Source organism: Pseudomonas turukhanskensis (genome assembly GCF_027922365.1).
GTDB classification, from domain to species: domain Bacteria; phylum Pseudomonadota; class Gammaproteobacteria; order Pseudomonadales; family Pseudomonadaceae; genus Aquipseudomonas; species Aquipseudomonas turukhanskensis.
This window is the reverse complement of the sequence record NZ_BSFN01000009.1, coordinates 17,268-43,951: the sequence shown is the minus strand read 5'-3', so window position 1 is coordinate 43,951 and position 26,684 is coordinate 17,268. Positions and strand designations below refer to the sequence as shown.

Below are 26,684 nucleotides of genomic sequence, written 5' to 3'. Positions count from 1 at the left end.
GAGCGGGCGCGGGCGCCGATTGTAGAGCGCCGCCAGCATTCATCCTAGAGCGAGTGAGTGGGTTTACTCGGAGATAGCGAGCTGATTAGTATGGATAGATCCCAAGGGTACGAAATTTCTTATCAGAATAATAATTTTCAAGGGATCCAGGTCATGGATGAAGGTAGAGATCCAGCCGCCGGTAGCCTGCTGCGTTCCAAGCTGCGGCCCCGGCAAGTACCCGCCGACTATATGCCGCGCCCGCATGTGCAAGCTGCTCTGGCTGCCAACCCCCATGCCCGGCTGATCGTGCTGTCGGCGCCCGCCGGCTTTGGTAAATCCACCGCCTTGGCCGCCATGGCGCAAGCGTATGCCGCCGCTGACAGCGCGGTGGCGTGGTTTTCCCTGAGCCCGGAAGACGACGACCCCTCGCGGTTTTTCCAACAACTTATCGAAGCCTTGCGCATGCCCCTGCCAGGCATCGGCGAGGACGCCCTCGGCTACCTGCAAAACACCATGCGCGTGCCGGCAGCCGCCCTGATGGAGAGCCTGCTGGCTGACCTTGCCCAGCGCGAACAGCCGCTGCTGCTGGTGCTCGATGACCTGCATCTGGTGCAAGACGCCGAGTTGCTGGCCAGCCTCAATCGCTTGATCAAACTGGCCCCGCCCGGCTTTGTGCTGGCCATCGGCAGCCGCTCCACGCCCACACTGAACCTGGCTACCTGGCGAGCCAAGGAAGTGCTGCTGGAGCTGGGCGCGCCGGAATTGCGCATGAGCAAGGACGAAACCCGCGAGTACCTCGACCGCAGCGGCCTGCACTTGGATGAAGTGGCACTCAATGCCCTGCATGGCCACACCGAAGGCTGGGTGGTGGGTGTACACCTGGCCAGCCTGTGGCTACGCCATCAGCCCCAGGCCTCCGAGCAGATGGCTGAAATGGGCGGTGACCAGGTGGCCGTGGGCGATTACCTACTGCGCAGCGTGTTCGAACAACTTTCCCCCGAGATGCAGGAAGCGCTGCTGGCCTTAGGCGTTGCCACCCAGTTGAGTGGCGATTTGGCCAATGCCCTGACCGGCCGCCAGGACGGCCAGCAATTGCTGGAAAAACTCGAAGCCATGCAGCTGTTTTTGCTTCCGCTGGACCGTGAACGCCAGTGGTACCGCTTCCACAACCTGTTTGCCGAATTCCTCCGTTCGCGCCTGAAAGAGCGCGACCCCGAGCGCTTAAGCCAGCTGCACTTCAATGCCAGCCTGTGGTTTACCAACCACCATATGCAGAACCTGGCCATCGAACACGCGTGCCTGGCCGATGACCCGCAAATGCTCGCCGCGCTGGTGGACGGCTGCGGCCTGGAGCTGATCAACCGCGGCCAGCTCAACCTGATTTACCGCTGGCGCCAGCGCGTACCCAACGACATCGCCGAGCGTTTTCCCGTATTGGTGCTGGCCGATGTCTGGAGCCGCGCGGCCGAGCTGTCGTTGCCCGAAGCCAACGGCATGCTCGACGAGTTGCTGGCGCGCTGGGGCAAGAACAAGTCCGAAGGCCCGCTGAGCGATAAGGTGCTGGCCATTCTGGCGATCAAGGCCGTGCTGGCCTTGCAGAAAGACGATCTCGACACCTGCGTGGCCCTGGCCCGCAAGGTGGAAGCGCAACTGGGCCAGCACACGGCATTTCTGGAGGTGGCGATGCTGATCATCGGCGCCCTGGCGCTGGTGATGCTGGCCCAACCCGAGCAGGCCCGCCGGCTGCTGGCATTGGCACAACAGCGCAAACATTTCCTCGAAGGCCGCTACCTGGATATGCAGCTGGCCAACGTGGAAATTCTGCTGTGCCTGGAGCAAGGCCAGGTCAAGCAGGCGCAGCTGCTGTTCGATCAACTGCGCGCGCGGCTTATTCCCTGGTTTGGGGAAAAGTCTCGGGCGCTGGCGTTGCCGACCATTACCGAGTCGCTGATTGCCTACCAGCAAGGGCGTTTTGCCGCACTGGAAGAAAACCTCGGCTGGGCCATGGCCACCGTCGATGTCATCAACCCCATCGACCTCTATGCCCAGGGCATGCTCAGCCTGGCGCGTACCCAACGTATTCAGGAAAAACCCAAGGACGCCCTGGCCACCTTGGTGCTGATGCAGAACCTGGCGGCGCGCAACCATTCCTGGCGCTTTTATGCCCAGGCCGCCGGCGATGAAATTTCGCTGATATTGCAGGAGCCGGCCACCGACCGGATCAAGCGCGCCGAGGCGCGTTTTCAAAGCGTCGATTGGGCCAAGCTGGCCAGCCATTACAAAGGCATGAGCTTTAACCCGGTGCTCTGGGTACAGGGCCTGACCCGTATTCGCTTGCAACAGTCACGCGCGCACTTCAGTGAAGCGCTGCATGAAATCACCCAGTTGCGTGGCCAGTTGCAAGCCGGTTGGCATGGCTCGCAGCGCCTGCGCCTGGACTTGCTGTCGGCCCTCAGTTACCAGCGCCTGGGTTATCAGGAGCGGGCGCAGACCTTGTTGGTGCAGTGCCTGATCAGCGCAGAGCGCGAAGGCGTGCGCAGCCTGTTTATCGAGGAAGGCGAGGGCATTCGCCTGCTGCTGCAAAACCTCGAAGCGGCAGAGCGTCAGCCGGCCTTGCAGAGTTTTATCCGTGGCTTGCTGGCGGTATGGCCAGGGCAGGATGCGCGCAAGTCGCTCGAGGTGCTGGAAGAAGGCCTGACCGACCGCGAGCGCGACGTCGTGCTGTTGGCGGCCAAGGGCATGTCCAACGAAGAGATCGGCCAGCAACTGGCCCTGGCATTGGGCACGGTGAAATGGCACCTGCACAACATTTACGAGAAGCTCAAGGTGCGCAACCGGACCCAAGCCATCCGCCGCGCCCGCGAGTTGGGGTTACTGCAATGACCACGCTTGTCTCCAGCTCCTTGGCACACCTGCCCACCTTGCCGCTGCTGCGCACCAAGCTGTTTCCCGCCTCGACCTCCGGCCGCCCGCAACTGCTGCGCGAAGCGCTGATCGAGCGCCTGTATGCCTCGCGCTCGCAGCGCCTGGTCATCCTCAGCGCGCCGGCCGGTTTCGGCAAAAGTACGGTGCTGGCGCAATACCGTCAGCGGTTGTTGGCGACCAACGCGCGGGTGGCCTGGCTGTCGTGCGACGAGGCCGACAGCGAGCCGCAACGCCTGCTGCAGTACCTGGTAGCGGCCATCAACGCCGCCGCGCCGGGGTTTGGCAGCAGCACCGCCGGCCTGTTGCAGGGCGATGTGAGCTGGCCGCAGGAGGCGTTGATCGATGCTTTCTTGTCGGACCTCAAACGCCTGGAAGGCGACGTGTACATCATGCTCGACGACTTCCATCGCATTCGCCACGCGGCCATGGGGCCGGCGGTGCGTTACCTGATCGAGCACCTGCCCACCACAGTGCACCTGCTGGCCAGCACCCGCTACCAGTCGCAATTGCTGGTGGACGAGCCGTCGCTCAAACCCTGGACGCTGTGGCTCAAAGCCGAAGACCTGCGCCTGAGTTTCGACGAGACCGCCGCCTATTTCCGCGAAGTGAAACAACTGGTGCTCAGCCGCGACGAGCTCACCCTGCTGCAAAACCGCACCGAAGGCTGGATTACCGCGCTGCACCTGGCCGCCCTGGCGCTGGCTCGCCACCCGGACCGCGCGGCGTTTCTCGCCGGCTTGTCGGGCACCGAGCGCAATATTGCCGATTACCTGGCCGAAGACGTGGTGGCCAGCCTGCCGGATAGCCTGCAGTTGTTCCTCGACCAGACCTCGGTGCTCGACGAGTTCAACGCCGATCTGTGCAACGCCCTGACCGGCCGCAGTGATGGCCTGGAAATGCTCGCGCGCTTGCAGACTGAGCAGCTGTTTATCATCCCGCTGGACGAGCAGGGCGAGTGGTTCCGCTACCACCACCTGTTTGCCGAATTTCTCCAGGGCCGTCTGGCCAAGCATGGCGACCCCACCACACTGCTGCATTCGGCCGCACGTTGGTGCGAAAGCCACGACCTGCCGGACCGCTCCATCAAGTACGCCCTGCGGGCTCGCGACTATGCATTTGCCGCCGAGCTGCTGGAGCGCCAGGGCGCCAAACTGATCGCCAGCAACCGCGTGTACGGCATTCTGGCGATTCTGAAAAGCGTGCCCACCGATGTGATTCGCGAGTACCCGGTGTTCCAGATTTTCTATGCCTGGCAGTTGGCCTTCGAGCAGAAGTTTGCCGATGCCGAAGCGCTGATCGAAGAGGTCAGCAGCCGCTTGCTGCAAGGGCGCGGGCAGACGCTGCACTTCGCGCTGGTGGAGTTGCTGGCCGCCGCTCAGGTGCTCAAGGCGCTGGTGTTGCTGTATCAAGACAAGCTCGAAGCCTGCCTCAAAGTGGCCAAGCATTGGCTGGGCATGGCGCCGGATAACCAGCCGGTGTTTCGCGTGAGCCTGTCCTGCGTGCAGGCGGCGGCCTATGCCTTGCTCGGCGAGTTTGGCGAGGCGGCCAAATCCATTGCCCTGGCCCGCGACAACCTGCGCCAGACCGAGAGCGAATACCTGCACGCCATGACCAGCCTGATCGAGTCCTTGATCTGCAAGGAAAGCGGCGAGCTGGAGCGCGGGCGAGCGTTGGCTGAAGCGGCACGTACCCGGGTTGAACGGGTGTTTGGCCGTCGCAGTCGCGTCGGTGGCCCGCTGGCCCTGGCCTACGCCGACTTGCTGTACGAGCAGGATCGCCATGCGGCGATTCTCGCCGAACTGCCGCTGGCCACCACTTGGCGCGATGTGGCCACACCTACCGAATTGATCAGCCGCGGCAAGTTGGTCATGGCCCGTGCGCGTTTCTTCGCCGGCGAAACCGAGCAAGGGTTGGCCCAACTGGATGAATGGCTGGGTGAGTTGCACGGCGCCGGCTATGAGCGCGTATTTGCCTTGGGCATGAGCTGCAAGGTGCAGTTTCTGCTGTGGCTGCAACGGCCCAATGAGGCCGAACGCATCTGCCTGCAAATGCAGCAACACCTGGCCGTGTTGCCGGCCGGCCGTTACCTGGATGCGGAAACGGCGCTGGCCTTGTCCGAAGGCCGGCTGGCCCTGTGCGAGCGCCGCGCCGACAAGGCCCAGGCCGCTCTGGAAAGCTGCCTGGCCAAACAGACCGCCGAGCACCAGCGCGACCGGCGTCTGCGCTTGTCGCTGTTACTTTCTGTGGCGTACTGGCGCAAAGGTAACAGCGAAAAAGCGTTCGCTCTTCTGCAGCCCACGCTGGAAGACGCGTGGAACAGCGGCTACCGGCGCATGTTTCTGGACGACGCATTTTGGCTGCTGCCGCTCTACGACGCCTGGCGCGCGGCCGAGCCGAAACGCGCAGCGCCCTGGCAAGGGCTGGCCGAAGTGCTGCGCGAGCAGTGCCGGCGCTTGTCGGTAGACCCGGAAAGTTTCAATGAGAATCAGGACGTTAGCCACCGCGAGCGAGAAATTCTGCGCTTCGTGGCGGCCGGCCTTTCCAACCGTGACATTGCCCAGGCGGTGCATTTGTCGGAGGCCACCATCAAGTGGCACCTGCATAACCTGTTCAATAAGTTGGGGGTGCGCAGCCGCACCCAGGCTGTTCTGAAGGGTAAGAGCATGGGGCTACTCAGCGAGGCTTGAGCCAGAGCGTGTGGGGCAATGTGCTACCGCACTCTGGCGCATCGCCATCCTCCATCCCTTGGATGGGCTGGCAGCCGCTTCGTTGGTCAGTAGCTTTATCACAGGGCGCGGAGCATCACGCTTCACGAATCCAGGTCTGTCGTCACCAGGACGGGCGCGACAGGCATGGGGATCGGCGCAAGTCGATCCAGTTGCCAGTAACAGGAGTGGCTGGCAACACCCGGGGATACCCACCTGTGATCTTGGAGATAAAAACAATGAAAAGCTTCAAACAACTCGCTCTTGCCGCAGCCGTACTGGCTGCACCGTTCATGGCTCAGGCCGATCTGCGTGCAATGGATGATTCCGCGCTGTCGAGCGTCACCGGTCAGGACGGGATCAGCATCTCCGGTAACTTCGGCGGCAGCGTCGGTAACGTTAAGTACTCCGACAACGACACCGGCGGCGGTAGCTTGAACATCACCAACGTTGGCTTCACCGGCTTCACCATTTCCGATGCCAACCCGCTGAAAATCGATGTGGTCACCACCTCCATCGGTGGTACCGATACTCAGCAACTGGCCATCAGCCTGCCCAACATGACCGGTACCGTGTCGGTTGGCGGCATCTACGTCGGCGGCACCTACGCCAACGGCGCCACCACTGGCGCTGCCAGCATCGGCTCGCTGGCCATCTCCGATATCAACATGGCGGGCACCACCGTCAAGGTATGGGGACACTGAGTTAGCAACACCCCTTGCTAACCCGAAGCCTTATCGGTTCGTGCCGGTAAGGCTTTTTCTCAGTCAGCGTTACGCGACACCTACCTAACAAGAGTCTGAGTCAGGACCTGAGATGATCGAAATTCTTATCGGCAGCCTGCTTGGCGTATTCGGTTTCACCGAGGCGGTGGACACCAAACCGCCGGCCCAAGGCACCGTCAACCTGACCCAACAACTGACGCCCGGCATGCCGATGCGTGAGTCGGTGACGCTTGAGCCGATGAGCCAACTGCAATTTCGCAACGTGATCCGTCAGGCCTACGACTACAGCTGTGGTTCGGCGGCGCTGACCACCATGCTCGACTATTTCCTGGGGCGCGACCTGCAGGAGAGGCAGGTGATGGAAGGGCTGCTGCGCTATGGCGAGGCCGACAAGATTGTCGAGCGGCGGGGCTTTTCCCTGCTGGATATGAAGCGTTTTGTGGCCGCGCTCGGCTACAAGAGTGGCGGCTTTCGGGCGGCGTTTTCCGATCTCGATGAGTTGGAACACCCGGCGCTGGTGCCCATCGAGTACGCCGGCTTCAAGCACTTTGTGGTGGTGCGCGATGTGTACAACGAGCACGTGTTCGTCGCCGATCCGGCACTGGGCAATATCAGTTTTACCCGCGCGCGCTTTGAAGAGATCTGGGACCAGAACGTGCTGTTCGTGATTTACCCAAGTGGCCAGGAACCGAAAAACGCCATGGCCCTGACCGAGAAAGACCTGCGTCTGGTGGACGACCGCACCGTAAGCATGCTGGCGTTTCGCGAGTTTTCCCAGATCACCAAATTCACCACGAACCAGGCCGACGAGCTCGGTTCGGGCGGCGACATCAAGTACATCCGCCGCAAGTAAACACACAGAAAAAACCAACACGTACGGCAAGACCTGCCCGGCATAACAAGAAAATAACTGGGGATTGGCGTCATGGGGATTAAGGGACTGGCCTGCGTGGCCATGCTGACGCTAGCGGTGAGCGTGCCTGCCTGGAGCGAAGAACCTTCGGTAGACGACGCCCGTGAGGCCTTGAGCAAAAAAGACGACGATGCCGACAGCTCCAAGGCCCTGGCCGAAGTCTTTCAGGCCGCCGAAAAAAGTTACACCTTGCTCAAGCAGGGCGAGCGCACGTTGACCTACGGCTTCGACTATTCGCTGCTGCGCGACACCCAGATCACCACCTACCGCACCGGCAACAATGTCTACAGCGTGATTGGCGAGAGTGAAGCGCAACACACCTTTACCAACTCGTTCACCTTTGACTACGGCGTGTGGGACAACCTGACCTTCAGCATGCGCATTCCGCTGGTGGCCAAGTACGACACCGAGCGTGACCTGAATGTGTACAGCCTGGGCGATCTGTCGGCCAGCCTGCGTTGGCAGCCGTGGGCTTCGCACCGTGGCAAACCGGTGACCACCTTGTACGGCACCCTGGGTTTGCCAACCGGTACCAGCCCCTACGAAATCAACCCGCAGAACGATTTGTCCACCGGCAACGGCTTCTACAGCATCGGCGGCGGGGTCAACGTGTCGTACGTTATCGACCCGGTCGTGCTGTTCGGCTCGGTTGGGTACACCTACAACGTGCCGGCCAATGTCGACCAGGTGCGCGGCGGCCGGCAACTGGAAAAAGTCGACCCGGGTTCGAGCATGTCCATGAGCATGGGCTTTGCCTATGCGCTGTCTTACGACGTGTCGCTCTCGACCTCCTACCAGATGTCGCAAACCTTCAAGCCGACTTACACCTTCTCCGACGCCACGCTGGAGGGCAACGAGCAGACCAGTGCGCTGATGAACTTCTCCCTGGGGCTGCGCACCTCGCCCAATTACATCGTCAACATCAATGCCGGGTTCGGCATGACGGAAGACTCCCCCGACGTGCTGTTAGGGGTGTCGATGCCATTGGATATTCAAGGCCTGAAGGCCCAATAACCTAAGAGCGACTGCCGTCATGACGACACGTAATTCGCCGCAGGTGTGGGCGATTTCAGGGTTCTGCTGGCTTGCTGCCGGGCTTTATGCAGGCGGGGCGCAGGCTCAGCTGGCCAACGATCTGACCATTGGCAACCCCAAGGCCATGGCCATGGGCAATGCCGTGACTGCCGATTCAACCGGCATTGACGCCGTGCATTACAACCCGGCGGCGCTGACCAAACTCAAAGGCCGGCAAAGCACCATCAAACTGCTGAGCGGGGTGATGGATATTCGCGCCAAGTTCAAGTCCACACCCAACTACGGCGACAACGCCATGGGCTACGACGATGACCCGGTCAAAGACACCAGTACCCGCACCCTGACGCCGGTGATGTACTTGCCCGGCATGGGCGGCATGACCGAATTGCCGGTATTGATGGCGCCGCTGGCAGGGGTGTCGATCAACCCGCCGGGCTCCAAATTCACCTTTGCCACCAATATCTATGCGCCGATGGCGCTCGGCTACTCGCGTGACTCCGACGATGACGCCGGCCGTTATCAGGGGCGTGAAGTGGCGTTGCAGCGCATCACCTATTTCTCGCCCTCGGTGGGTTATCAGGCCAACGACACGCTGGCGCTGGGGCTGTCGGTGGGGTTCTCCCACCAGGCCATGGCGCTGAACCAAGACTTTCGTAACCCCGGCATGCTCACCGGTGTGGTGCGCATGCTTAACGAGGCCCTGTGCCAGGACGGCATCGGCGACGTTCTCGGCCCGCTGATCAACGTGTGCGGCGCCAAGATTGGCCCATACGACACCCTGGCCAATATGGACCTGGACCTGCAGCAAAGTCTGTCGCCGACCTACAACCTGGGCGTGTTGTGGGAGCCCAGCGACTGGTTCGCCTGGGGCGCCACCTACCAGAGCGAGGCGCGCATGCACCTGCAGGGCAAGTACCGGATGAATTACACCAAGGAATGGCAGGGCTTCTGGTCTGGCCTGCAAAGCTCGGTGTTCGGCCAGGTACTGAGCCCGTTGTTCCCCTATGGCAACGTCAGCGAAGAGAGCGGCAGTGCCTCGCTGAACATGGTGCTGCCGGATAACTTCAGCACCGGCATCAAGCTGCGTCCGTTCGAAAAATGGCAGTTCAACTTCGACGCCAAGTGGAGCGATTACAGCGACTGGAACAAGTTTGAAATCGAGTTCGACCGCGAGCTGGACCTGCTGCGCATCGCCAAGATCTTCGGCAACGGCAATGCCACCGACCACTCCATCATTCTGGACCGTGGCTACCAGGACACCTGGAGTTTTGCCGTGGGCGCCCAGTATGACGTCACCGACCGCCTGGCCCTGCGCGCTGGCTACGAATATCGCCCCTCGGCCATTCCCAAGGACAAAGCCGACGTGCTGGTGCCCATTGGCGACGCCAATCTGTATGGCCTGGGGTTTGGCTACCGCTGGGACAAGGACACCACAGTGGATTTCGGCGTGAACTACTTCGTGTCCAAGCAAAGCATTCCGGCCGGCACCAGCTGCAACGTCAACTGCACCGGCATCGATAACCTGGTGTACAACCCGTACGCCGACCTCGATATCAAAACCACGGTGAAGGCCTACATCATGGCCTTTTCCTACACCACGACCTTTTGAGGCTTGGCCATGCAGCGCTTACTTCTGCTGACAGTGCTGGTGCTCGCCGGTAACGCCCATGGGGCGCCGGGCAAATACCTGACGTGGGTCGACGACCAGGGGCGGGTGCACAACACCTTTGTCGACAGCCACTACAGCCAGCAGCAGCGCGACGCCGCCAAACGCATCGTGCAGAGCGATCAGCAACGCATGAACCAGAACACGACGCCCACCTGGCCGAGCGAGAAGAACAATGGCGAAAGTAAACGCCGCTACTTCACCTGGGTCGATGCCAGCGGCAACCTGCAGAACAGTTTCTATGCTGGCGCGCAGCTGGCCGGGACCAAGGCCGATAACCTGTTGGCCAACGGGCAACGCTCCAGCGACTACATTGACTCGGATGTGCTGGAGGGCCGCAACTTCGCCCGCCCGGAAAACGGCAGCCCGTACTACACCTGGACCGATGAACAAGGCCGCATGCATAACTCGCCGGTGCCGGTGCCGGGGCAGGGCAGGGCGCAGGCACCCGAAGCGCCGAGCAACGTGCGCTACAGCGAAGGTCGGCAGATTGAATTCGGCAACAAGGGCGCGGTGCTGCCGGCGCTCGACGGCCAGCCATCGGCCGCCATGCAGGCACTGCTGGCTGGCAGCGAAGGCCGCGACAGCGAAGCGTTGTACGAGAACCTAGTGCAGCAATGCTGCGGGCAATTGGCCGATAGCGACTTTACCGAGCTGTCGGGCGAGGAACCGCGATACGAAGAACTAAACCGTTACTCGCCGAGCTTCAACTTCCCCATGGGCAAGAGCTACTACGTGGCGATGAAACTGCCGGCGGCGGGGCGCACCTATGGGTTACGGGTGCGCAGTTTTGCCAACAAGAAGGTGGTGTACCCCTCTCTGCTGTTCCTCGACGAAGCCAAGCGACCGACCCGGTTGGTGAGCGATGCCGTGTACCAACTGCACGGCGAAACCTGGTACCGCTACGCGTTTATCGAAGGCACGGTGCCGGTTAAAGCCGCGGAAGGGGAGCGCTATGTGCTGCTGTTGACCACCGAAGAAGACAAGCATTTGCAGACGCTGGACAACAAACCCTTCAAGCGGCCGCTGGAGGACCTGGCAGTGGATGAAGCGGGGATGCAGAGGCATGCGCATACCGATGAGGGTGGGTTCGAGTTGGCGATAGTGAGATAAGTCACTGCCTTTGCGGGAATCACGGAGGTATCGTCTGTGTCACCGTCATTCCAGCGAAGGCTGGAATCCAGAACGTCGGATGGATATGCGTTCTCCTAGCCCATTCTGGGTCCCAGCCTGCGCTGGCACGACCGAGTTTTTTGCCCCTGCCACCGTCATTCCAGCGCAGGCTGGAATCCAGTATTTCGGGTGGATATGCGTTCTCCTGGCCTATTCTGGGTCCCAGCCTACGCTGGGACGACAGAGATTTTTGCCTCTGCCACCGTCATTCCAGCGCAGGCTGGAATCCATAACGTCGGATGGATATGCGTTCTCCTAGCCCATTCTGGGTCCCAGCCTGCGCTGGGACGACCGAGTTTTTTGCCCCTACCACCGTCATTCCAACGCAGGCTGGAATCCAGAATGCCGGATGGACATGCGTTCTCCGGGCCCATTCTGGGTCCCAGCCTGCGCTGGGACGACCTCGGTTTTTGCCTCTACCACCGTCATTCCAGCGCAGGCTGGAATCCAGAATGTGGGATCGATATGCGTTCTCCTGGCCCATTCTGGGTCCCAGCCTGCGCTGGGACGACCTCGGTTTTTGCCTCTACCACCGTCATTCCAGCGCAGGCTGGAATCCAGTATTTCGGGTGGACATGCGTTCTCCTGGCCCACTCTGGGTCCCAGTCTGCGCTGGGACGACGAAAGTTTTGCCCTCTATCACCGTCATTCCAGCGAAGGCTGGAATCCAGAGTGTTGGATGGATATGCGTTCTCCTGGCCTATTATGGGTCCCAGTCTGCGCTGGGACGACCGAGCTTTTTGCCTCTGCCACCGTCATTCCAGCGAAGGCTGGAATCCAGAATGCCGGATGGATATGCCTTCTCCTGGACCGTTCTGGGTCCCAGCCTGCGCTGGGACGACCGATGTTTTTTGCCTCTATCACCGTCATTCCAGCGCAGGCTGGAATCCAGAATGTGGGATGGATATGCGTTTTCCTGGCGCAATCTGGGTCCCAACCTACGCTGGGACGACGGAGGTTTTGGTCGCTGTCACCGTCATTTCCCAGACACAAAAAAGCCCGACTCTCGCCGGGCTTTTCCACACCAAACAGAACTCAGATTTCGGCCTTGCGCACATTCCCAAACAAGCTCTGCGCAAACTTCACCCGCTCCTCCGGCGTTTCCACCACACCCTGCGCCGTCAGCTCGGCAATCCGCGCTTCCACTGCGTGCGCGCGGTGCGTCAGCCCGCAGTCGTTGGCGATCTGAATGTTCAAACCAGGCCGGGCATTCAGCTCGAGAATCAGCGGCCCTTTCTCCTGGTCGAGCACCATGTCCACGCCGATGTAACCCAGGCCGCATAACTCGTAGCAACCGGCGGCCAGCTTCATAAAGCCGTCCCAGTTGGGCAGTTGCACGCCGTCTACGGCGTTGGTGGTGTCGGGGTGTTTGCTGATCTTGTTGTTCAGCCAGGTGCCGCGCAAGGTCACGCCGGTGGCCATGTCGACACCCACACCAATAGCGCCCTGGTGCAGGTTGGCCTTGCCGCCGGATTGGCGGGTGGGCAAGCGCAGCATGGCCATCACCGGGTAGCCCATCAGCACGATGATGCGGATGTCCGGCACGCCTTCGTAGCTGATGCTTTTGAAGATCTGGTCGGGGGTTACCCGGTATTCGATCAGCGCGCGGTCGCGGTGGCCGCCGAGCGAATACAGGCCGGTGAGGATGCTGGAGATCTGATGCTCCAGCTCTTCGTGGCTGACGATCTTGCCGGACACGGTGCGGTAGCGGTCTTCAAAGCGGTCGGCAATCACCAGAATGCCGTCGCCACCGGCGCCTTGCGCCGGCTTGATCACGAAGTCCGGACGGTCGCCGATGATTTGCGGCAGCTTGTCGATCTGCTTTTCGGTTTCGATGATCCCGTACATTTCCGGCACATGGATGCCGGCCAGAATCGCCCGCTCCTTGGTGATGATCTTGTCATCCACAATCGGGTACAGGTGCCGTTTGTTGTACTTGAGCACGTAGTCCGCGTTGCGCCGGTTAATGCCCATGATGCCTTTGGCTTGCAGGGCCTTCCACGTTTTGATCATGCCGAACATGGCTCAGTCCTTCAGAAAGGCTTTGAAGCGGAACAGCTCGGTCAGGCGATAGCCGCGATAACGACCCATGGCCAACATGAAGCCCACCAGAATCAGCAGCACAGCCGGGAAGGTGAAGACGAAGTAGTTGAGTTCCGGCACGGTCATCAGCAGGTGCGCCAACGAGGCCGCGAACAGGGTGCCAATGGCCACTTTCATGGCATGGCCGCCACCGCGCTCTTCCCAGGTGATGGACAGGCGTTCGATGGTCATGGTCAGAATCACCATCGGGAACAGCGCCACCGAGAGGCCGCGCTCAAGGCCCAATTTGTGGCTGAGCAGACTGATGGTAGCGATCAGCACCACCACAAAGGTCAGCACCACCGACAACCTGGGCAGCATCTGCAATTTCAGGTGCTCAAGGTAGGAGCGTAACGACAGGCCCAGCGCGGTAATGATGGTAAACAGCGCGATGCCGTAGCCCAGCTGCATTTCACGGAACGCCAGGGCGATCAGCACCGGGGTAAAGGTACCCAGGGTTTGCAAGCCGATCAGGTTACGCAGCACCAGAATGACCAGCACGCCGATGGGGATCATCACCATGATCATGAAGGTCTGCTGGGTTTGCAGCGGCAGGCCGTACAGCGAGTACTCCAGGAAGTCGGCGTCGGTGTTTTCGTCGGTCAGCTTGGCCAGGCGAATGGCGTTCATCTGGCTGTTGTTGAGGCTGAAGCGCACCTGCAGCTTCTTGCCGCCTTCGATGCTCACCAGGTTTTCATCACCGGTCCACCACACCAGGCGGTCAGCCGGAAGGCCTTGCTCGCCGGTTTCCGGGCTGAAGTACAGCCAGTCGGTGCCATTGAAGCTGCGCAGCCACAGCTCCGGTGTTTGCGGCTGATCAGCCACCAGGCGAATGGTGTGTACGCGTTCCATCGGCACGTGGGCGATGGACAGCAGCAGCTCGATGGTTTTGGCTTTGTTGGTAGTCGACGGATCGCCGGCCAGCAGCAGTTTGACGTTGTCGTCGTTAACGTTGTTAACCCGCTTGATGGTCTCGCTGATAAACGTCTCGATATCTGCCGAGTGCTGGCGAATCGGCGCCATCAGGGCCTCGGCGGCAATCTTTTCGGCGCCTTCGACGGCAATGCTGTCGCGGAAGATCGGGCCTTTGGCCTTGGGTTTTTCGCCGCTGTAACGCTTGGTCAGTACCAGGCGGTAATAGAGGGTCTGGTTGCCACTGACGCGGCGGGCGGACCAGGTGACCTTACGGTTGCCGTCGACCCGGTTGATGCTCACCCCGTAGTTATTGGAGATAAAGCTCTCGTTGAGGCTCACATAGTCCTGGCTCAGTGGCGGCACGAACATCTGCACCTTCACCGGGTTTTTCGGCGTGGCCACGAACTCGACCTTGGCGTCGATGTTCCACAGATCATCGGTTTCATCCTCGGTAATCGGGATGCCCACGACGAAAATCTGGTAAGCCGTAATCAGAATGCCCAGGGTCACCAGAATGGCGATCAGGACTTTCAGATGCAGGGTAAGAGAGCGCATGTCGGGAACCTGTCCATTAATCAGTCTTGTCAGTGTCGCTGTACCACAGGTCCCCAGGCAGGGTGTGGTGCAGGTAATGGCATTGCGGTGGAGCTCACGTTCTTGAAGCTGTCTGTCGGCGAGTTGCCGGCCGGGTAGGCCGCTTAGCTGACAGGTTGTTTCTCGCTGCTGTCATCGGCCACGGCGCAACCAGGTTTGCCGGCGGCGTATTTGAGGCTGGGGTCGACCAGGGCGTCGAAGCGTTTCAGGGCTTCGGAGCCAATCAATAGTGGGTATTGGAAGGCACTACGGTCGGTGAGGTTCACTTCGATGGTGCGCAGGGCCTTGCCCATGCAGACCTTGAGCTCGATCACCGGGCGGGCGGTATAGGTTTTTTCTTCGTCCGGGTCGTAGTCACCGGCGCGGCGTTTGATTTTGCTGATACGTGCCAGCGGGCGTTCGATGGGGTGGGCGTGGGCATCGTCGATGGCCAGGTAAAAGCGCACCCAGGTTTCGCCATCACGCTTGAAGCGTTTGATATCGCGGGCACTCAGCGAGGCAGTCTTGGCGCCGGTGTCGAGCTTGGCGGCTACCTGCAGGTCGATGTCGGTGAGCTGGGCGTATTCATTCAGGCCGTACACACCCTTGTCCGCCGCCTGGCCAAGGGCCGGCAACAGCAGAAGCGATAACAGCAGGGCTAAGGGCTTGAGTGTCATAAGTCCTAAAACGGATCGTGGTAATTGCAGCGGGGCTCGTGGCAGGAGTGCCCGTATCAAGTCACTTAGTGTTAACAGCAAGGGCTTAGTTTCACCTAACGCCTGGCATGTGAGTCTAGCAGCCCGCGCGATGCGCTCCCGGGCCTAGGCGCCGCGCATTCTAACATGCAGATTTTCTGCGGCGACAGGCGGTTGGCCGGCTTTCTATTGGCCTGGGCGAGCGCGGGGTAGGGCGAATATCCGCAACGCGGATATCCGCCGATTCTCGGTGCGCGGTTAAACGACGGATATCGCCGGTGGCGATATCCGCCCTGCGGACTGTCGACAATGTTTGACTTAAATACGGGGTAGGGTTAGTTTTCTTCGAAATATTTAGTGATGTGTCGACACTATGCAGGACGCCCTCGAAACCCCGGTTGAAGCGCCCCTCGATTCCGAGACGCTGTCCGAGCACGTATTCCGGCGCATTCAGGCGGCCATCGTGCAGGGCGATATCGCCCCCGGCAGCAAGATCTCCGAGCCGGAACTGGCCCGTACCTACGGCATCAGCCGTGGCCCGCTGCGCGAGGCGATTCATCGTCTGGAAGGGCAGAAGCTGCTGGTGCGGGTTCCCCATGTGGGTGCCCGCGTCGTCTCGCTTAGCCATGCCGAGCTGATCGAACTCTACGAAATTCGCGAGTCGCTCGAAGGCATGGCTTGCCGCCTGGCCGCCGAGCGTATGAGCCAGACCGAGATCGATGAGCTGCGCAGCGTGCTCGAACTGCACGAGCGAGATGCCGCATTCCAGGCCGGCGTCGGCTATTACCAGCAAGAAGGCGATTTCGACTTCCACTACCGCATCATTCAAGGCAGCGGTAATAAAACCCTGGCGCAGATGCTCTGCGGCGAGCTGTACCAGTTGGTGCGCATGTACCGCCTGCAGTTCTCCGCCACGCCCAACCGCCCGCGCCATGCCTTCGCCGAACACCACCGCATTCTTGACGCAATTTCCGAACGGGATGGCGAACTGGCCGAGCTGTTGATGCGCCGCCATATCGCTGCCTCCAAACGCAATATCGAACGCCATTACACCGGCCAGGCCGGGCAGGCGGTTTCCAAATCCCCCAACGAGAGGTGAAGCATGAGTTCGAACACCCCAGGTCAACGTTTCCGCGCTGCCATTGCTGCCGAGTCGCCGCTGCAGGTTATCGGCGCCATTAACGCCAACCACGCCCTGTTGGCCAAGCGTGCCGGCTTCCAAGCCATTTACCTCTCGGGCGGCGGGGTGGCTGCCGGGTCCCTGGGCCTGCCGGATCTGGGTATCAATACTTTGGATGACGTGCTCACCGATGTGCGCCGTATCACCGACGTCTGCGACCTGCCGCTGCTGGTCGATATCGACACCGGTTTTGGCCCGAGCGCGTTCAACATCGAGCGCACCATCAAAAACCTGATCAAGGCCGGCGCCGCTGCTGCCCATATCGAAGACCAGGTAGGCGCCAAACGTTGTGGTCACCGTCCGGGCAAGGAAATCGTCTCCACCGAAGAAATGGCCGACCGGGTGAAAGCAGCGGCAGATGCGAAAACCGACGCCGATTTCTTCCTCATCGCCCGCACTGACGCCATCCAGGCTGAAGGCGTGGATGCAGCTATCGAGCGCTGCCTGCGTTACGTGGAGGCCGGCGCCGACGGCATTTTCGCCGAAGCCGCTTACGACCTGCCGACCTACAAGCGCTTTGTCGATGCCCTGGGTGTGCCGGTGCTGGCCAATATCACCGAGTTCGGCGCCACGCCGCTGTTTACCCGCGACGAGCTGGCTTCGGTCGGTGTCGCCATTCAGCTCTATCCGCTCTCAGCCTTCCGCGCTTCCAACAAGGCGGCGGAAAGTGTTTACACCTCGATTCGTCAGAACGGCCATCAGAAAGACGTCATCGAACTGATGCAAACCCGTGCTGAACTGTATGACCGCATCAACTACCACGCTTTCGAGCAGAAGCTCGACGCGTTGTTCGCTGCCAAGAAGTGATTCGCCACGCGCCGCATGACTGAAGGTGCGGCGTGTAGAAACAGAACAAGAAATCCAACCGGATCAGATGAGGAGATACCCGCGATGAGCGCAACCCCAGAGACGACCACGCCGGGCTTCAAACCCAAGAAATCGGTAGCCCTGAGCGGCACCGCTGCTGGCAACACGGCCCTGTGCACCGTCGGCCGCACCGGTAACGACCTGCATTACCGTGGCTACGATGTACTCGACTTCGCCAACCGCTGCGAATTCGAAGAAATCGCCCACCTGCTGGTGCACGGCAAGCTGCCTAACGTCGCCGAACTGGCCGGCTACAAGGCCAAGCTCAAAGCCCTGCGCGGCATTCCCGCGGCACTGAAAACCTCGCTGGAGCAACTGCCGCCGTCGGCACACCCGATGGATGTGATGCGTACTGCGGTGTCGGTACTGGGCTGCGTGTCGCCTGAGAAAGACGACCACAACCACCCCGGCGCCCGCGATATCGCCGACAAACTGATGGCCTCGCTGGGCTCGGCCTTGCTGTACTGGTACCACTTCAGCCACAACGGCAAACGCATCGACGTGGAAACCGACGATGACTCCATCGGCGGCCATTTCCTGCACCTGCTGCACGGCGAAAAGCCCCGGGAGTCTTGGGTACGTGCCATGCACACCTCGCTTAACCTGTATGCCGAACACGAGTTCAACGCCTCTACCTTTACCTCGCGGGTGATCGCCGGCACCGGCTCCGATATGCACTCGTGCATCGCTGGCGCCATTGGCGCGCTGCGCGGCCCGAAACACGGCGGCGCCAACGAGGTGGCGTTCGAGATTCAGAAACGCTACGACAACCCGGACGAAGCCGAAGCCGACATCCGTGCCCGCGTCGAGAAGAAAGAAGTAGTGATTGGTTTCGGTCACCCGGTGTATACCGTGGCCGACCCGCGCAACAAGGTGATCAAGGAAGTGGCGCGCGAGCTGTCCATCGAGCAGAGCAACACCAAGATGTTCGACATCGCCGAGCGCCTGGAAACCATCATGTGGGACATCAAGAAAATGTTCCCGAACCTGGATTGGTTCAGCGCCGTCAGCTACCACATGATGGGTGTGCCGACTGCCATGTTCACCCCGCTGTTTGTGATTGCTCGTACCTCGGGCTGGTCGTCCCACGTGATCGAGCAGCGTATCGACGGCAAGATCATTCGCCCGAGCGCCAACTACACAGGCCCTGAAGACCTGAAGTTCGTGCCGCTCAAGGATCGCCCATAACCATGAGCATCCAGATGAATAGCCAATACCGTAAAAACCTGCCGGGCAGCGTGCTCGACTACTTCGATACCCGCGAGGCGGTCGATGCTATCGAACCCGGCGCTTACGCCAAGCTGCCATACACCTCGCGTGTACTGGCCGAACAGTTGGTGCGCCGCTGCGACCCGGCGATGCTCACCGATTCGCTCAAGCAACTGATCGAACGCAAGCGCGACCTCGACTTTCCCTGGTACCCCGCGCGGGTGGTGTGCCACGACATTCTCGGGCAGACCGCACTGGTGGACCTTGCCGGCCTGCGAGATGCGATTGCCGATATGGGCGGCGACCCGGCCAAGGTCAACCCGGTGGTGCCGACGCAATTGATCGTCGACCACTCGCTGGCGGTGGAATTCGCCGGCTTCGACCCGGATGCGTTCGAGAAGAACCGCGCCATCGAAGACCGTCGCAACGAAGACCGTTTCCACTTTATCGAGTGGACCAAGACCGCGTTCAAGAACGTCGACGTGATTCCGGCCGGCAACGGCATCATGCACCAGATCAACCTGGAGAAAATGAGCCCGGTGATCCAGGCGCGCGATGGCGTGGCTTATCCCGATACGTGCGTCGGCACCGACAGCCATACCCCGCACGTGGATGCCCTGGGCGTGATCGCCATCGGCGTCGGCGGTCTGGAAGCGGAAACCGTGATGCTCGGCCGCGCCTCGATGATGCGTCTGCCGGATATCGTCGGCGTGCAACTGACCGGCAAGCGTCAGCCCGGCATCACTGCCACCGATATCGTGTTGGCCATCACCGAGTTTCTGCGCAAGGAGCGGGTGGTGGGTGCCTACGTCGAATTCTTCGGCGAGGGTGCGGATAGCCTGTCCATCGGCGACCGCGCGACCATCTCCAACATGTGCCCCGAATACGGCGCCACCGCCTCGATGTTTTATATCGATCAGCAAACTATCGACTACCTCAAGCTCACTGGCCGCGAGCCCGAGCAAGTGGCGTTGGTGGAGCAGTACGCCAAACTCACCGGCCTGTGGGCCGATGCGTTGGTGACGGCCGAATACGAGCGGGTGCTGACCTTTGATTTGTCCACCGTCGTGCGCAACATGGCCGGCCCGAGCAACCCGCACAAACGTTTGCCGACCTCGGCGTTGCAGGAGCGCGGGATTGCCGGTGAAGCGATGCTGGCAGCGAGTAAAGTGGAAGAGGCCGATGGCCTGCTGCCCGATGGCGCGGTGATCATCGCGGCCATCACCAGCTGCACCAACACCTCCAACCCGCGCAACGTTGTGGCTGCCGGTTTGGTGGCGAAGAAGGCCAACGCGTTGGGCCTGGTGCGCAAACCCTGGGTGAAAACCTCTTTTGCGCCGGGCTCGAAGGTCGCCAAATTGTATCTGGAAGAGGCCGGCCTGCTGACCGAGCTGGAGCAGCTGGGTTTTGGCATCGTGGCGTATGCGTGCACCACCTGTAACGGCATGTCCGGCGCGCTGGACCCGGTGATTCAGCAAGAAATCATCGACCGCGACCTGTATGCCACCGCCGTATTGTCGGGCAACCGCAACTTCGACGGCCGTATCCACCCGTACGCCAAGCAGGCCTTTCTGGCCTCGCCGCCGCTGGTGGTCGCCTATGCCATCGCCGGCACCGTGCGCTTCGATATCGAGCAGGACGTGCTGGGCCATGACCCGGCGGGCAACCCCATCACCCTCAAAGACCTGTGGCCAAGCGATGAAGAGATCGACGCCTTAGTGGCTTCGTCGGTAAAGCCCGAGCAGTTCAAGCAGATCTACATTCCGATGTTTGACCTGGGCACTTTCGCCGAGGCGGAAAGCCCGCTGTACGACTGGCGCCCGCAGTCCACCTATATTCGCCGCCCGCCATACTGGGAAGGCGCACTGGCCGGTGAACGCACCCTGACGGGCATGCGCCCGCTGGCGGTGCTGCCGGACAACATCACCACCGATCACCTGTCGCCCTCCAACGCCATTCTGTTGGACAGCGCCGCCGGTGAGTACCTGGCGAAAATGGGCCTGCCGGAAGAGGACTTCAACTCCTACGCCACTCATAGGGGTGACCATCTGACGGCGCAGCGCGCCACCTTCGCCAACCCGCAGTTGGTGAACGAAATGGCCGTGATCGATGGCCAGGTGAAGAAAGGTTCGCTCACGCGCCTGGAGCCCGAAGGCAAGGTGACGCGCATGTGGGAAGCCATCGAAACCTATATGGAGCGCAAGCAGCCGCTGATTATCGTGGCAGGCGCCGACTACGGTCAGGGGTCGTCCCGCGACTGGGCTGCCAAAGGCGTTCGTTTGGCCGGCGTGGAAGCGATTGCCGCCGAAGGCTTCGAGCGTATTCACCGTACCAACCTGGTGGGCATGGGCGTGTTGCCGTTGGAGTTCAAACCCGGCACCAACCGCTTGACCCTGGGCCTGGACGGCACCGAGGTGTACGACGTGATTGGCGAGCGCACCCCGCGTGCCACCTTGACGCTGGTGATTACCCGTAAAAACGGTGAACGCCTGGAAGTGCCGATGACGTGCCGGTTGGACACGGCCGAGGAAGTGTCGGTGTATGAGGCGGGCGGTGTGCTGCAGCGCTTTGCCAAGGACTTCCTGGAAGCGACAGTGGCGGTGTGAACCGTTTTTGATCTCGTAGGGGTGTGCTGCGCGCACCAAGCGATCTCCCAGTGATCGCTACGGTGCGCATAGCACACTCTACGGAACGGCGAATTTTTTCGGGACCTCGTTATGGCTAACGCACCGCAAATCAAAATCCCCGCCACCTACCTGCGTGGCGGTACCAGTAAAGGCGTGTTTTTCCGCCTGCAAGACCTGCCCGACAGCTGCCAGGTGCCGGGCGCAGCCCGTGACCGTCTGTTTATGCGGGTAATTGGCAGCCCGGATCCGTACTCGGCGCAAATCGATGGCATGGGCGGCGCGACGTCCAGTACCAGCAAATGCGTGATCCTGAGTAAAAGCACCCAGCCCGACCACGACGTCGACTATCTATATGGCCAGGTCTCCATCGACAAAGCCTTTGTCGACTGGAGCGGCAACTGCGGCAACCTGTCTACTGGTGCGGGTGCCTTTGCGTTGCACGCTGGGTTGGTCGACCCGGCACGGATTCCCGAGAACGGCGTGTGCGTGGTGCGTATCTGGCAAGCCAATATCCAGAAAACCATCATCGCTCACGTGCCGGTCTTCAATGGCCAGGTGCAGGAAACCGGCGATTTCGAGTTGGACGGGGTGACCTTCCCGGCAGCGGAGATCGTGCTGGAGTTTCTCGACCCCTCGGATGACGGCGAGGAGGGCGGCTCGATGTTCCCTACCGGCAACCTTGTCGACGACCTCGAAGTACCCGGCGTGGGCACCTTCAAGGCCACGATGATTACCGCGGGTATTCCCACTGTGTTCGTCAATGCCGAGGAGATTGGCTACAAAGGCACTGAACTTCGCGAAGACATCAATAGCGATGCCAAAGCCTTGGCGCGTTTCGAGGCGATTCGGGTGGCCGGCGCGTTGCGCATGGGCTTGATCAAATCGCCTGAAGAGGCGCTGACCCGTCAGCACACGCCGAAGGTCGCGTTTGTGACCAAGGCGCAAGACTACACAGCGTCCAGCGGCAAGACTGTGCAGGCAGGCGATGTCGATTTGCTGGTGCGCGCGCTGTCGATGGGCAAGTTGCACCACGCGATGATGGGCACGGCAGCGGTGGCCATTGGTACGGCAGCGGCGATTCCCGGTACGCTGGTCAACCTGGCTGCCGGTGGCGGCGAGCGCACGGCAGTGCGGTTCGGACACCCGTCCGGCACCCTGCGCGTTGGCGCCGAGGCGGTGCAGGTGGAGGGCGAGTGGGTGGTGAAGAAAGCGATTATGAGCCGCAGTGCGCGCATTCTTATGGAAGGCTGGGTGCGGGTGCCTGGGGATAGTTTTTAAAGCGGGTAGATTGTGCAACGTTCTTCGCCAGCAAGCTGGCTCCTACGTAGGAGCCAGCTTGCTGGCGAATGGTTAAAACGTTAATGGTGGGTCGTGCTCAGCAACACCCCACTGGCGCCCATAAAAAACGCACCGGTGGTTTTGTTCAGGCGCTGGGCGCCGGTAGGGGTCTTGATCAGCCGGCGAATCTGCCGGCCGAACAGGCCGTACACCATGGAGGCAAAGAACTCTGCCAACAGGTACGTGCCGCCTAGGTACACAAATTGTTCGGTGGTGGGCAACTCGGGTTTGATGAACTGCGGGAAGATGGCCGCAAACAGCAAAATGGCTTTCGGATTGCTGATACCTACAAGGAACTCTTGCAGCATCAGTTTGGTCACACTCCTGTTCGCTGGCGCGCTGTCTGCTACGCTGCTTTCAGCCAGATCCAGGCCACTGAATTCCCGGCTGCGCCAGGTGCGGATGCCGAGATAGAGCAGGTAGGCGGCGCCGATCCACTTGAGGGTGGTAAACGCGGTTTCGGAGGCCAGCAACATAGCCCCCAGGCCGACGGCGGAAATGGTCAGGAAGATGGCATAGGAAACAGCCCGACCCACGGTGGCGGCAACCGCAGTGCCGACACCATGACGGATGCCGTTGCTCAGCGCGCAAAAGTTGTTAGGCCCTGGCGTCAGGGCGATAAACACGGCGATTGGCGCGAACAACAAGCAGTCCATCAGGGTCATGAAGGCGTACCTTTAACGGGGCGGGGTTATTTCAGGCGCCGCTCAACGCCTTTTTCCACGAGGATCTTGGCGGAGATTTCTTCCACCGAGAAATGGGTGGAGTTGATGTACGGAATGTTTTCCCGACGCAGCAGTTGTTCGACTTCACGCACTTCGAACTCGCACTGGGCAAAACTGGCGTAGCGGCTGTTGGGCTTGCGTTCGTTGCGAATGGCGGTCAAACGGTCGGGGTCGATGGTGAGGCCGAAGAGTTTGTCTTTGTACTGCTTGAGCGCATTGGGTAGTTGCAGGCGCTCCATGTCTTCTTCGGTCAACGGATAGTTGGCCGCACGAATGCCATATTGCAGTGCCATATAGAGGCAAGTGGGGGTTTTACCGCAGCGCGACACGCCGACCAGAATCAGATCGGCCTTGTCGTAGTAATGCGTGCGGGCGCCATCGTCGTTATCGAGGGCAAAGTTAACGGCCTCGATACGCTCCATGTAGTTGGAGTTGTGACTGATGGAATGGGACTTGCCGACGGAATAGGAAGAGTGCGAGGTCAGCTCCTGTTCCAGCGGGGCAAGAAAGGTCGAGAAGATGTCGATCATGAAGCCATCGGACTTGGCCAGAATGTCACGGATATCCTGGTTGACGATGGTGTCGAAAATGATCGGCCGCACACCGTCTTTCTCAGCCGCATTGTTGATTTGCTGTACCATCGCCCGCGCTTTTTCCACGGTGTCGATGTAGGGGCGCGTGAGCTTGTGGAATGTGATGTTCTCGAACTGCGCCAGCAGGCTTTGGCCAAGCGTTTCGGCCGTGATGCCGGTGCCGTCGGAGATGAAGAAAGCGGTTCGTTTCATTTGCACCGAGGGCCTTAAGCTAAGGATGATTCTTGGCTATCATAGGCCCCCTTTTGATCGAAGCCATGCCGGTTGGCATTGTTACTTATTTTCCAGGGCCAGGCCACCGTCACACTTGAGCAGCACCGTGTGAGAGTAAATAGGGTCTGAGCTAGTCCAACACCGTTAGTGGAGAGATCACCTTGGCTGAATACGTAGTTTCCCTCGATAAGCTCGGCGTCCATGATGTGGAGCACGTAGGGGGCAAGAACGCATCCCTCGGCGAAATGATCAGTAACCTCGCAGGCGCTGGCGTCTCGGTCCCCGGTGGTTTTGCTACCACCGCTCAAGCCTACCGTGACTTTCTTGAACTGAGCGGCCTCAACGCGCAAATCCACGCCGCGCTCGACGCGCTGGATGTCGATGACGTCAACGCATTGGCCAAGACCGGTGCCCAGATCCGTCAATGGATCATGGAAGCCGAGTTCCCCGAGCGCCTCAACACCGAAATCCGCACCGCCTTCGCCGCCATGGCCAATGGCAACGAGAACATGGCCGTTGCCGTCCGTTCCTCGGCGACCGCTGAAGACCTTCCAGACGCCTCCTTCGCTGGCCAGCAGGAAACCTTCCTGAACATCCGCGGCGTGGAAAACGTTATTCGTGCGGCCAAGGAAGTATTCGCCTCGCTGTTCAACGACCGCGCGATTTCCTACCGCGTGCACCAGGGTTTCGACCACAAGCTGGTGGCCCTGTCGGCCGGTGTGCAGCGCATGGTGCGTTCGGAAACCGGTACCGCTGGCGTGTTGTTCACCCTGGATACCGAATCGGGCTTCCGTGACGTGGTGTTTATCACCGGCGCTTACGGCCTGGGCGAAACCGTGGTGCAAGGCGCGGTTAACCCGGACGAGTTCTACGTTCACAAGAAAACCCTGGAAGAAGGCCGCCCGGCGATCCTGCGTCGTAACCTGGGCAGCAAAGCCATCAAGATGATCTACGGCGACGAAGCCAAGGCCGGCAAGTCGGTGAAAACCGTCGACGTCGACCGTGCCGACCGCGCCCGTTTCTGCCTCAGCGATGCCGAAGTGACCGAACTCGCCAAGCAAGCGCTGATCATTGAAAAACACTACGGCCGCCCGATGGACATCGAGTGGGCCAAAGACGGTGACGACGGCCAGCTGTACATCGTGCAGGCGCGTCCGGAAACCGTTAAGAGCCGCGTCAGCGCCAACGTCATGGAACGCTACTTGCTGAAGGAAACCGGCACGGTGCTGGTGGAAGGTCGTGCCATTGGCCAGAAGATCGGCGCCGGTAAAGTGCGCGTGATCAACGACGTGTCCGAGATGGACAAGGTTCAGCCAGGCGATGTGTTGGTATCCGACATGACCGACCCGGACTGGGAACCGGTAATGAAGCGCGCCAGCGCCATCGTCACCAACCGCGGCGGTCGTACTTGCCACGCGGCGATCATCGCTCGTGAACTGGGTATTCCGGCAGTCGTCGGTTGCGGCGACGCCACTCAGGTGCTGGTCGACGGCCAGGGCGTGACTGTTTCCTGTGCCGAAGGCGATACCGGTTTCATCTTCGAAGGCGAGCTGGGCTTTGATGTACGCACCAACTCCGTTGATGCCATGCCCGAGCTGCCGTTCAAGATCATGATGAACGTCGGCAACCCCGACCGCGCGTTCGACTTCGCCCAGTTGCCCAACGCCGGTGTCGGCCTGGCGCGTCTGGAGTTCATCATCAACCGCATGATCGGCGTGCACCCCAAGGCGCTGCTGAACTACGCCGGGCTGCCGGCCGAGATCAAAGACAGCGTCGACAAGCGCATCGCCGGTTACGACGATCCGGTCGGCTTTTATGTCGAGAAGCTGGTCGAGGGCATCAGCACCCTGGCCGCCGCGTTCTGGCCGAAGAAAGTCATCGTGCGTCTGTCGGACTTCAAGTCCAACGAATACGCCAACCTTATCGGCGGCAAGCTGTACGAGCCGGAGGAAGAGAACCCGATGCTGGGCTTCCGCGGTGCCTCGCGTTACATCAGCGAGTCGTTCCGTGATTGCTTCGAACTGGAATGCCGTGCACTAAAGAAAGTGCGCAACGAGATGGGCCTGACCAACGTCGAAATCATGGTGCCGTTCGTGCGCACCCTGGGCGAAGCGAGCCAGGTTATCGACCTGCTGGCGGCCAACGGCCTGTCCCGTGGCAAAGACGGCCTGCGCATCATCATGATGTGCGAGCTGCCTTCCAACGCCATTCTCGCGGACGAGTTCCTCGAGTACTTTGACGGGTTCTCCATCGGCTCCAACGACCTGACTCAGCTGACCTTGGGCCTGGACCGCGACTCCGGCATCATCGCGCACCTGTTCGATGAACGTAATCCGGCGGTCAAGAAGCTGTTGTCCAATGCCATTCAGGCCTGTAACAAGGCTGGCAAGTACATCGGCATCTGCGGTCAGGGTCCTTCGGACCACCCGGACCTGGCCAAGTGGCTAATGGAACAGGGCATCGAAAGCGTCTCGTTGAACCCGGACTCCGTACTGGAAACCTGGCTGTTCCTGGCTGAAGGCCAACAAGCCTGAGGTCCGTTG

The 26,684-nt window shown here is 60.7% G+C and carries 18 protein-coding genes; 13 read left to right on the top strand and 5 right to left on the bottom strand.

All coding sequences use genetic code 11. The features are described from left to right. The first annotated feature begins 153 nt into the window (after positions 1–153). The 7 genes from PKE98_RS15905 to PKE98_RS15875 all read left to right on the top strand — a co-directional run bounded on the left by PKE98_RS15905 (position 154) and on the right by PKE98_RS15875 (position 11,064). Positions 154–2,865, top strand: a complete 2,712-nt coding sequence (locus PKE98_RS15905) for a winged helix-turn-helix domain-containing protein (RefSeq protein ID WP_271196290.1) — start codon at positions 154–156, stop codon at positions 2,863–2,865. Further along, positions 2,862–5,594 carry a helix-turn-helix transcriptional regulator gene (locus tag PKE98_RS15900; protein WP_271196289.1) on the top strand — a complete coding sequence of 911 codons (2,733 nt, stop codon included), beginning with the start codon at positions 2,862–2,864 and terminating at the stop codon, positions 5,592–5,594. The genes PKE98_RS15905 and PKE98_RS15900 overlap by 4 nt, the downstream gene beginning before the upstream one ends. Positions 5,595–5,851: 257 nt before the next feature. After that, positions 5,852–6,316: a DUF6160 family protein gene (locus PKE98_RS15895; RefSeq protein WP_271196288.1), complete on the top strand. Its 465-nt coding sequence runs from the start codon at positions 5,852–5,854 to the stop codon at positions 6,314–6,316. 112 nt (positions 6,317–6,428) lie between these two features. Continuing rightward, positions 6,429–7,190: a C39 family peptidase gene (locus tag PKE98_RS15890; protein WP_271196287.1), complete on the top strand. Its 762-nt coding sequence runs from the start codon at positions 6,429–6,431 to the stop codon at positions 7,188–7,190. A 72-nt stretch (positions 7,191–7,262) separates the two neighbouring features. After that, entirely contained in the window at positions 7,263–8,264 is a 1,002-nt protein-coding gene (locus tag PKE98_RS15885; protein WP_271196286.1) for a transporter family protein, read from the top strand. 19 nt (positions 8,265–8,283) lie between these two features. Then, positions 8,284–9,894, top strand: coding sequence for an outer membrane protein transport protein (locus PKE98_RS15880; RefSeq protein WP_271196285.1), 1,611 nt, complete (start codon positions 8,284–8,286; stop codon positions 9,892–9,894). Between the two features lie 9 nt (positions 9,895–9,903). After that, complete coding sequence (locus PKE98_RS15875) at positions 9,904–11,064, top strand: MalM family protein (RefSeq protein WP_271196284.1); 1,161 nt, start codon at positions 9,904–9,906, stop codon at positions 11,062–11,064. Positions 11,065–12,159: 1,095 nt separating this feature from the next. Here the strand turns inward: PKE98_RS15875 and PKE98_RS15870 are convergent. The 3 genes from PKE98_RS15870 to rloA form a co-directional block, all read right to left on the bottom strand. Then, positions 12,160–13,146 carry an alpha-L-glutamate ligase-like protein gene (locus tag PKE98_RS15870; protein WP_271196283.1) on the bottom strand — a complete coding sequence of 329 codons (987 nt, stop codon included), beginning with the start codon at positions 13,144–13,146 and terminating at the stop codon, positions 12,160–12,162. Between the two features lie 3 nt (positions 13,147–13,149). Then, positions 13,150–14,676 carry an osmotic stress tolerance membrane protein RloB gene (rloB, locus tag PKE98_RS15865; RefSeq protein ID WP_271196282.1) on the bottom strand — a complete coding sequence of 509 codons (1,527 nt, stop codon included), beginning with the start codon at positions 14,674–14,676 and terminating at the stop codon, positions 13,150–13,152. A gap of 143 nt (positions 14,677–14,819) precedes the next feature. Then, the gene (rloA, locus tag PKE98_RS15860; RefSeq protein ID WP_271196281.1) at positions 14,820–15,371 is read right to left on the bottom strand and encodes a retropepsin-like aspartic peptidase RloA; all 552 of its coding nucleotides are present in this window, start codon (positions 15,369–15,371) and stop codon (positions 14,820–14,822) included. A gap of 391 nt (positions 15,372–15,762) precedes the next feature. On the opposite strand from rloA, the gene PKE98_RS15855 reads away from it, so the two are divergent. The 5 genes from PKE98_RS15855 to prpF all read left to right on the top strand — a co-directional run bounded on the left by PKE98_RS15855 (position 15,763) and on the right by prpF (position 22,550). Then, the gene (locus PKE98_RS15855) at positions 15,763–16,488 is read left to right on the top strand and encodes a GntR family transcriptional regulator (protein ID WP_271196280.1); all 726 of its coding nucleotides are present in this window, start codon (positions 15,763–15,765) and stop codon (positions 16,486–16,488) included. A 3-nt stretch (positions 16,489–16,491) separates the two neighbouring features. Then, on the top strand, positions 16,492–17,376 hold the full coding sequence (prpB, locus tag PKE98_RS15850; protein WP_271196279.1) for a methylisocitrate lyase: 885 nt from the start codon (positions 16,492–16,494) through the stop codon (positions 17,374–17,376). Between the two features lie 84 nt (positions 17,377–17,460). Then, a complete protein-coding gene (prpC, locus tag PKE98_RS15845; RefSeq protein ID WP_271196278.1) occupies positions 17,461–18,624 on the top strand; it encodes a bifunctional 2-methylcitrate synthase/citrate synthase in 1,164 nt (387 codons plus the stop codon). 14 nt (positions 18,625–18,638) lie between these two features. Beyond that, positions 18,639–21,251 (top strand): Fe/S-dependent 2-methylisocitrate dehydratase AcnD, encoded by a 2,613-nt coding sequence (gene acnD / locus PKE98_RS15840; RefSeq protein ID WP_271196450.1) that lies wholly within the window; start codon positions 18,639–18,641, stop codon positions 21,249–21,251. A 111-nt stretch (positions 21,252–21,362) separates the two neighbouring features. Then, positions 21,363–22,550, top strand: a complete 1,188-nt coding sequence (gene prpF / locus PKE98_RS15835; RefSeq protein ID WP_271196277.1) for a 2-methylaconitate cis-trans isomerase PrpF — start codon at positions 21,363–21,365, stop codon at positions 22,548–22,550. Between the two features lie 80 nt (positions 22,551–22,630). Here prpF and PKE98_RS15830 read toward each other — a convergent pair whose 3' ends face one another. Beyond that, a complete protein-coding gene (locus PKE98_RS15830) occupies positions 22,631–23,275 on the bottom strand; it encodes a LysE family translocator (protein ID WP_271196276.1) in 645 nt (214 codons plus the stop codon). Between the two features lie 26 nt (positions 23,276–23,301). Further along, entirely contained in the window at positions 23,302–24,120 is an 819-nt protein-coding gene (gene ppsR / locus PKE98_RS15825) for a posphoenolpyruvate synthetase regulatory kinase/phosphorylase PpsR (RefSeq protein WP_271196275.1), read from the bottom strand. 182 nt (positions 24,121–24,302) lie between these two features. Here ppsR and ppsA point away from each other — a divergent pair, with 182 nt between their 5' ends. Further along, positions 24,303–26,675 carry a phosphoenolpyruvate synthase gene (gene ppsA, locus PKE98_RS15820; RefSeq protein ID WP_271196274.1) on the top strand — a complete coding sequence of 791 codons (2,373 nt, stop codon included), beginning with the start codon at positions 24,303–24,305 and terminating at the stop codon, positions 26,673–26,675. Positions 26,676–26,684 lie beyond the last annotated feature (9 nt).

Bases quoted from the DNA above. Each gene is read 5' to 3' on its own strand.
- PKE98_RS15905 (WP_271196290.1), top strand. From the start codon at position 154: ATGGATGAAGGTAGAGATCCAGCCGCCGGTAGCCTGCTGCGTTCCAAG.
- PKE98_RS15900 (WP_271196289.1), top strand. From the start codon at position 2,862: ATGACCACGCTTGTCTCCAGCTCCTTGGCACACCTGCCCACCTTGCCG.
- PKE98_RS15895 (WP_271196288.1), top strand. From the start codon at position 5,852: ATGAAAAGCTTCAAACAACTCGCTCTTGCCGCAGCCGTACTGGCTGCA.
- PKE98_RS15890 (WP_271196287.1), top strand. From the start codon at position 6,429: ATGATCGAAATTCTTATCGGCAGCCTGCTTGGCGTATTCGGTTTCACC.
- PKE98_RS15885 (WP_271196286.1), top strand. From the start codon at position 7,263: ATGGGGATTAAGGGACTGGCCTGCGTGGCCATGCTGACGCTAGCGGTG.
- PKE98_RS15880 (WP_271196285.1), top strand. From the start codon at position 8,284: ATGACGACACGTAATTCGCCGCAGGTGTGGGCGATTTCAGGGTTCTGC.
- PKE98_RS15875 (WP_271196284.1), top strand. From the start codon at position 9,904: ATGCAGCGCTTACTTCTGCTGACAGTGCTGGTGCTCGCCGGTAACGCC.
- PKE98_RS15870 (WP_271196283.1), bottom strand. From the start codon at position 13,146: ATGTTCGGCATGATCAAAACGTGGAAGGCCCTGCAAGCCAAAGGCATC.
- rloB (WP_271196282.1), bottom strand. From the start codon at position 14,676: ATGCGCTCTCTTACCCTGCATCTGAAAGTCCTGATCGCCATTCTGGTG.
- rloA (WP_271196281.1), bottom strand. From the start codon at position 15,371: ATGACACTCAAGCCCTTAGCCCTGCTGTTATCGCTTCTGCTGTTGCCG.
- PKE98_RS15855 (WP_271196280.1), top strand. From the start codon at position 15,763: ATGCAGGACGCCCTCGAAACCCCGGTTGAAGCGCCCCTCGATTCCGAG.
- prpB (WP_271196279.1), top strand. From the start codon at position 16,492: ATGAGTTCGAACACCCCAGGTCAACGTTTCCGCGCTGCCATTGCTGCC.
- prpC (WP_271196278.1), top strand. From the start codon at position 17,461: ATGAGCGCAACCCCAGAGACGACCACGCCGGGCTTCAAACCCAAGAAA.
- acnD (WP_271196450.1), top strand. From the start codon at position 18,639: ATGAATAGCCAATACCGTAAAAACCTGCCGGGCAGCGTGCTCGACTAC.
- prpF (WP_271196277.1), top strand. From the start codon at position 21,363: ATGGCTAACGCACCGCAAATCAAAATCCCCGCCACCTACCTGCGTGGC.
- PKE98_RS15830 (WP_271196276.1), bottom strand. From the start codon at position 23,275: ATGACCCTGATGGACTGCTTGTTGTTCGCGCCAATCGCCGTGTTTATC.
- ppsR (WP_271196275.1), bottom strand. From the start codon at position 24,120: ATGAAACGAACCGCTTTCTTCATCTCCGACGGCACCGGCATCACGGCC.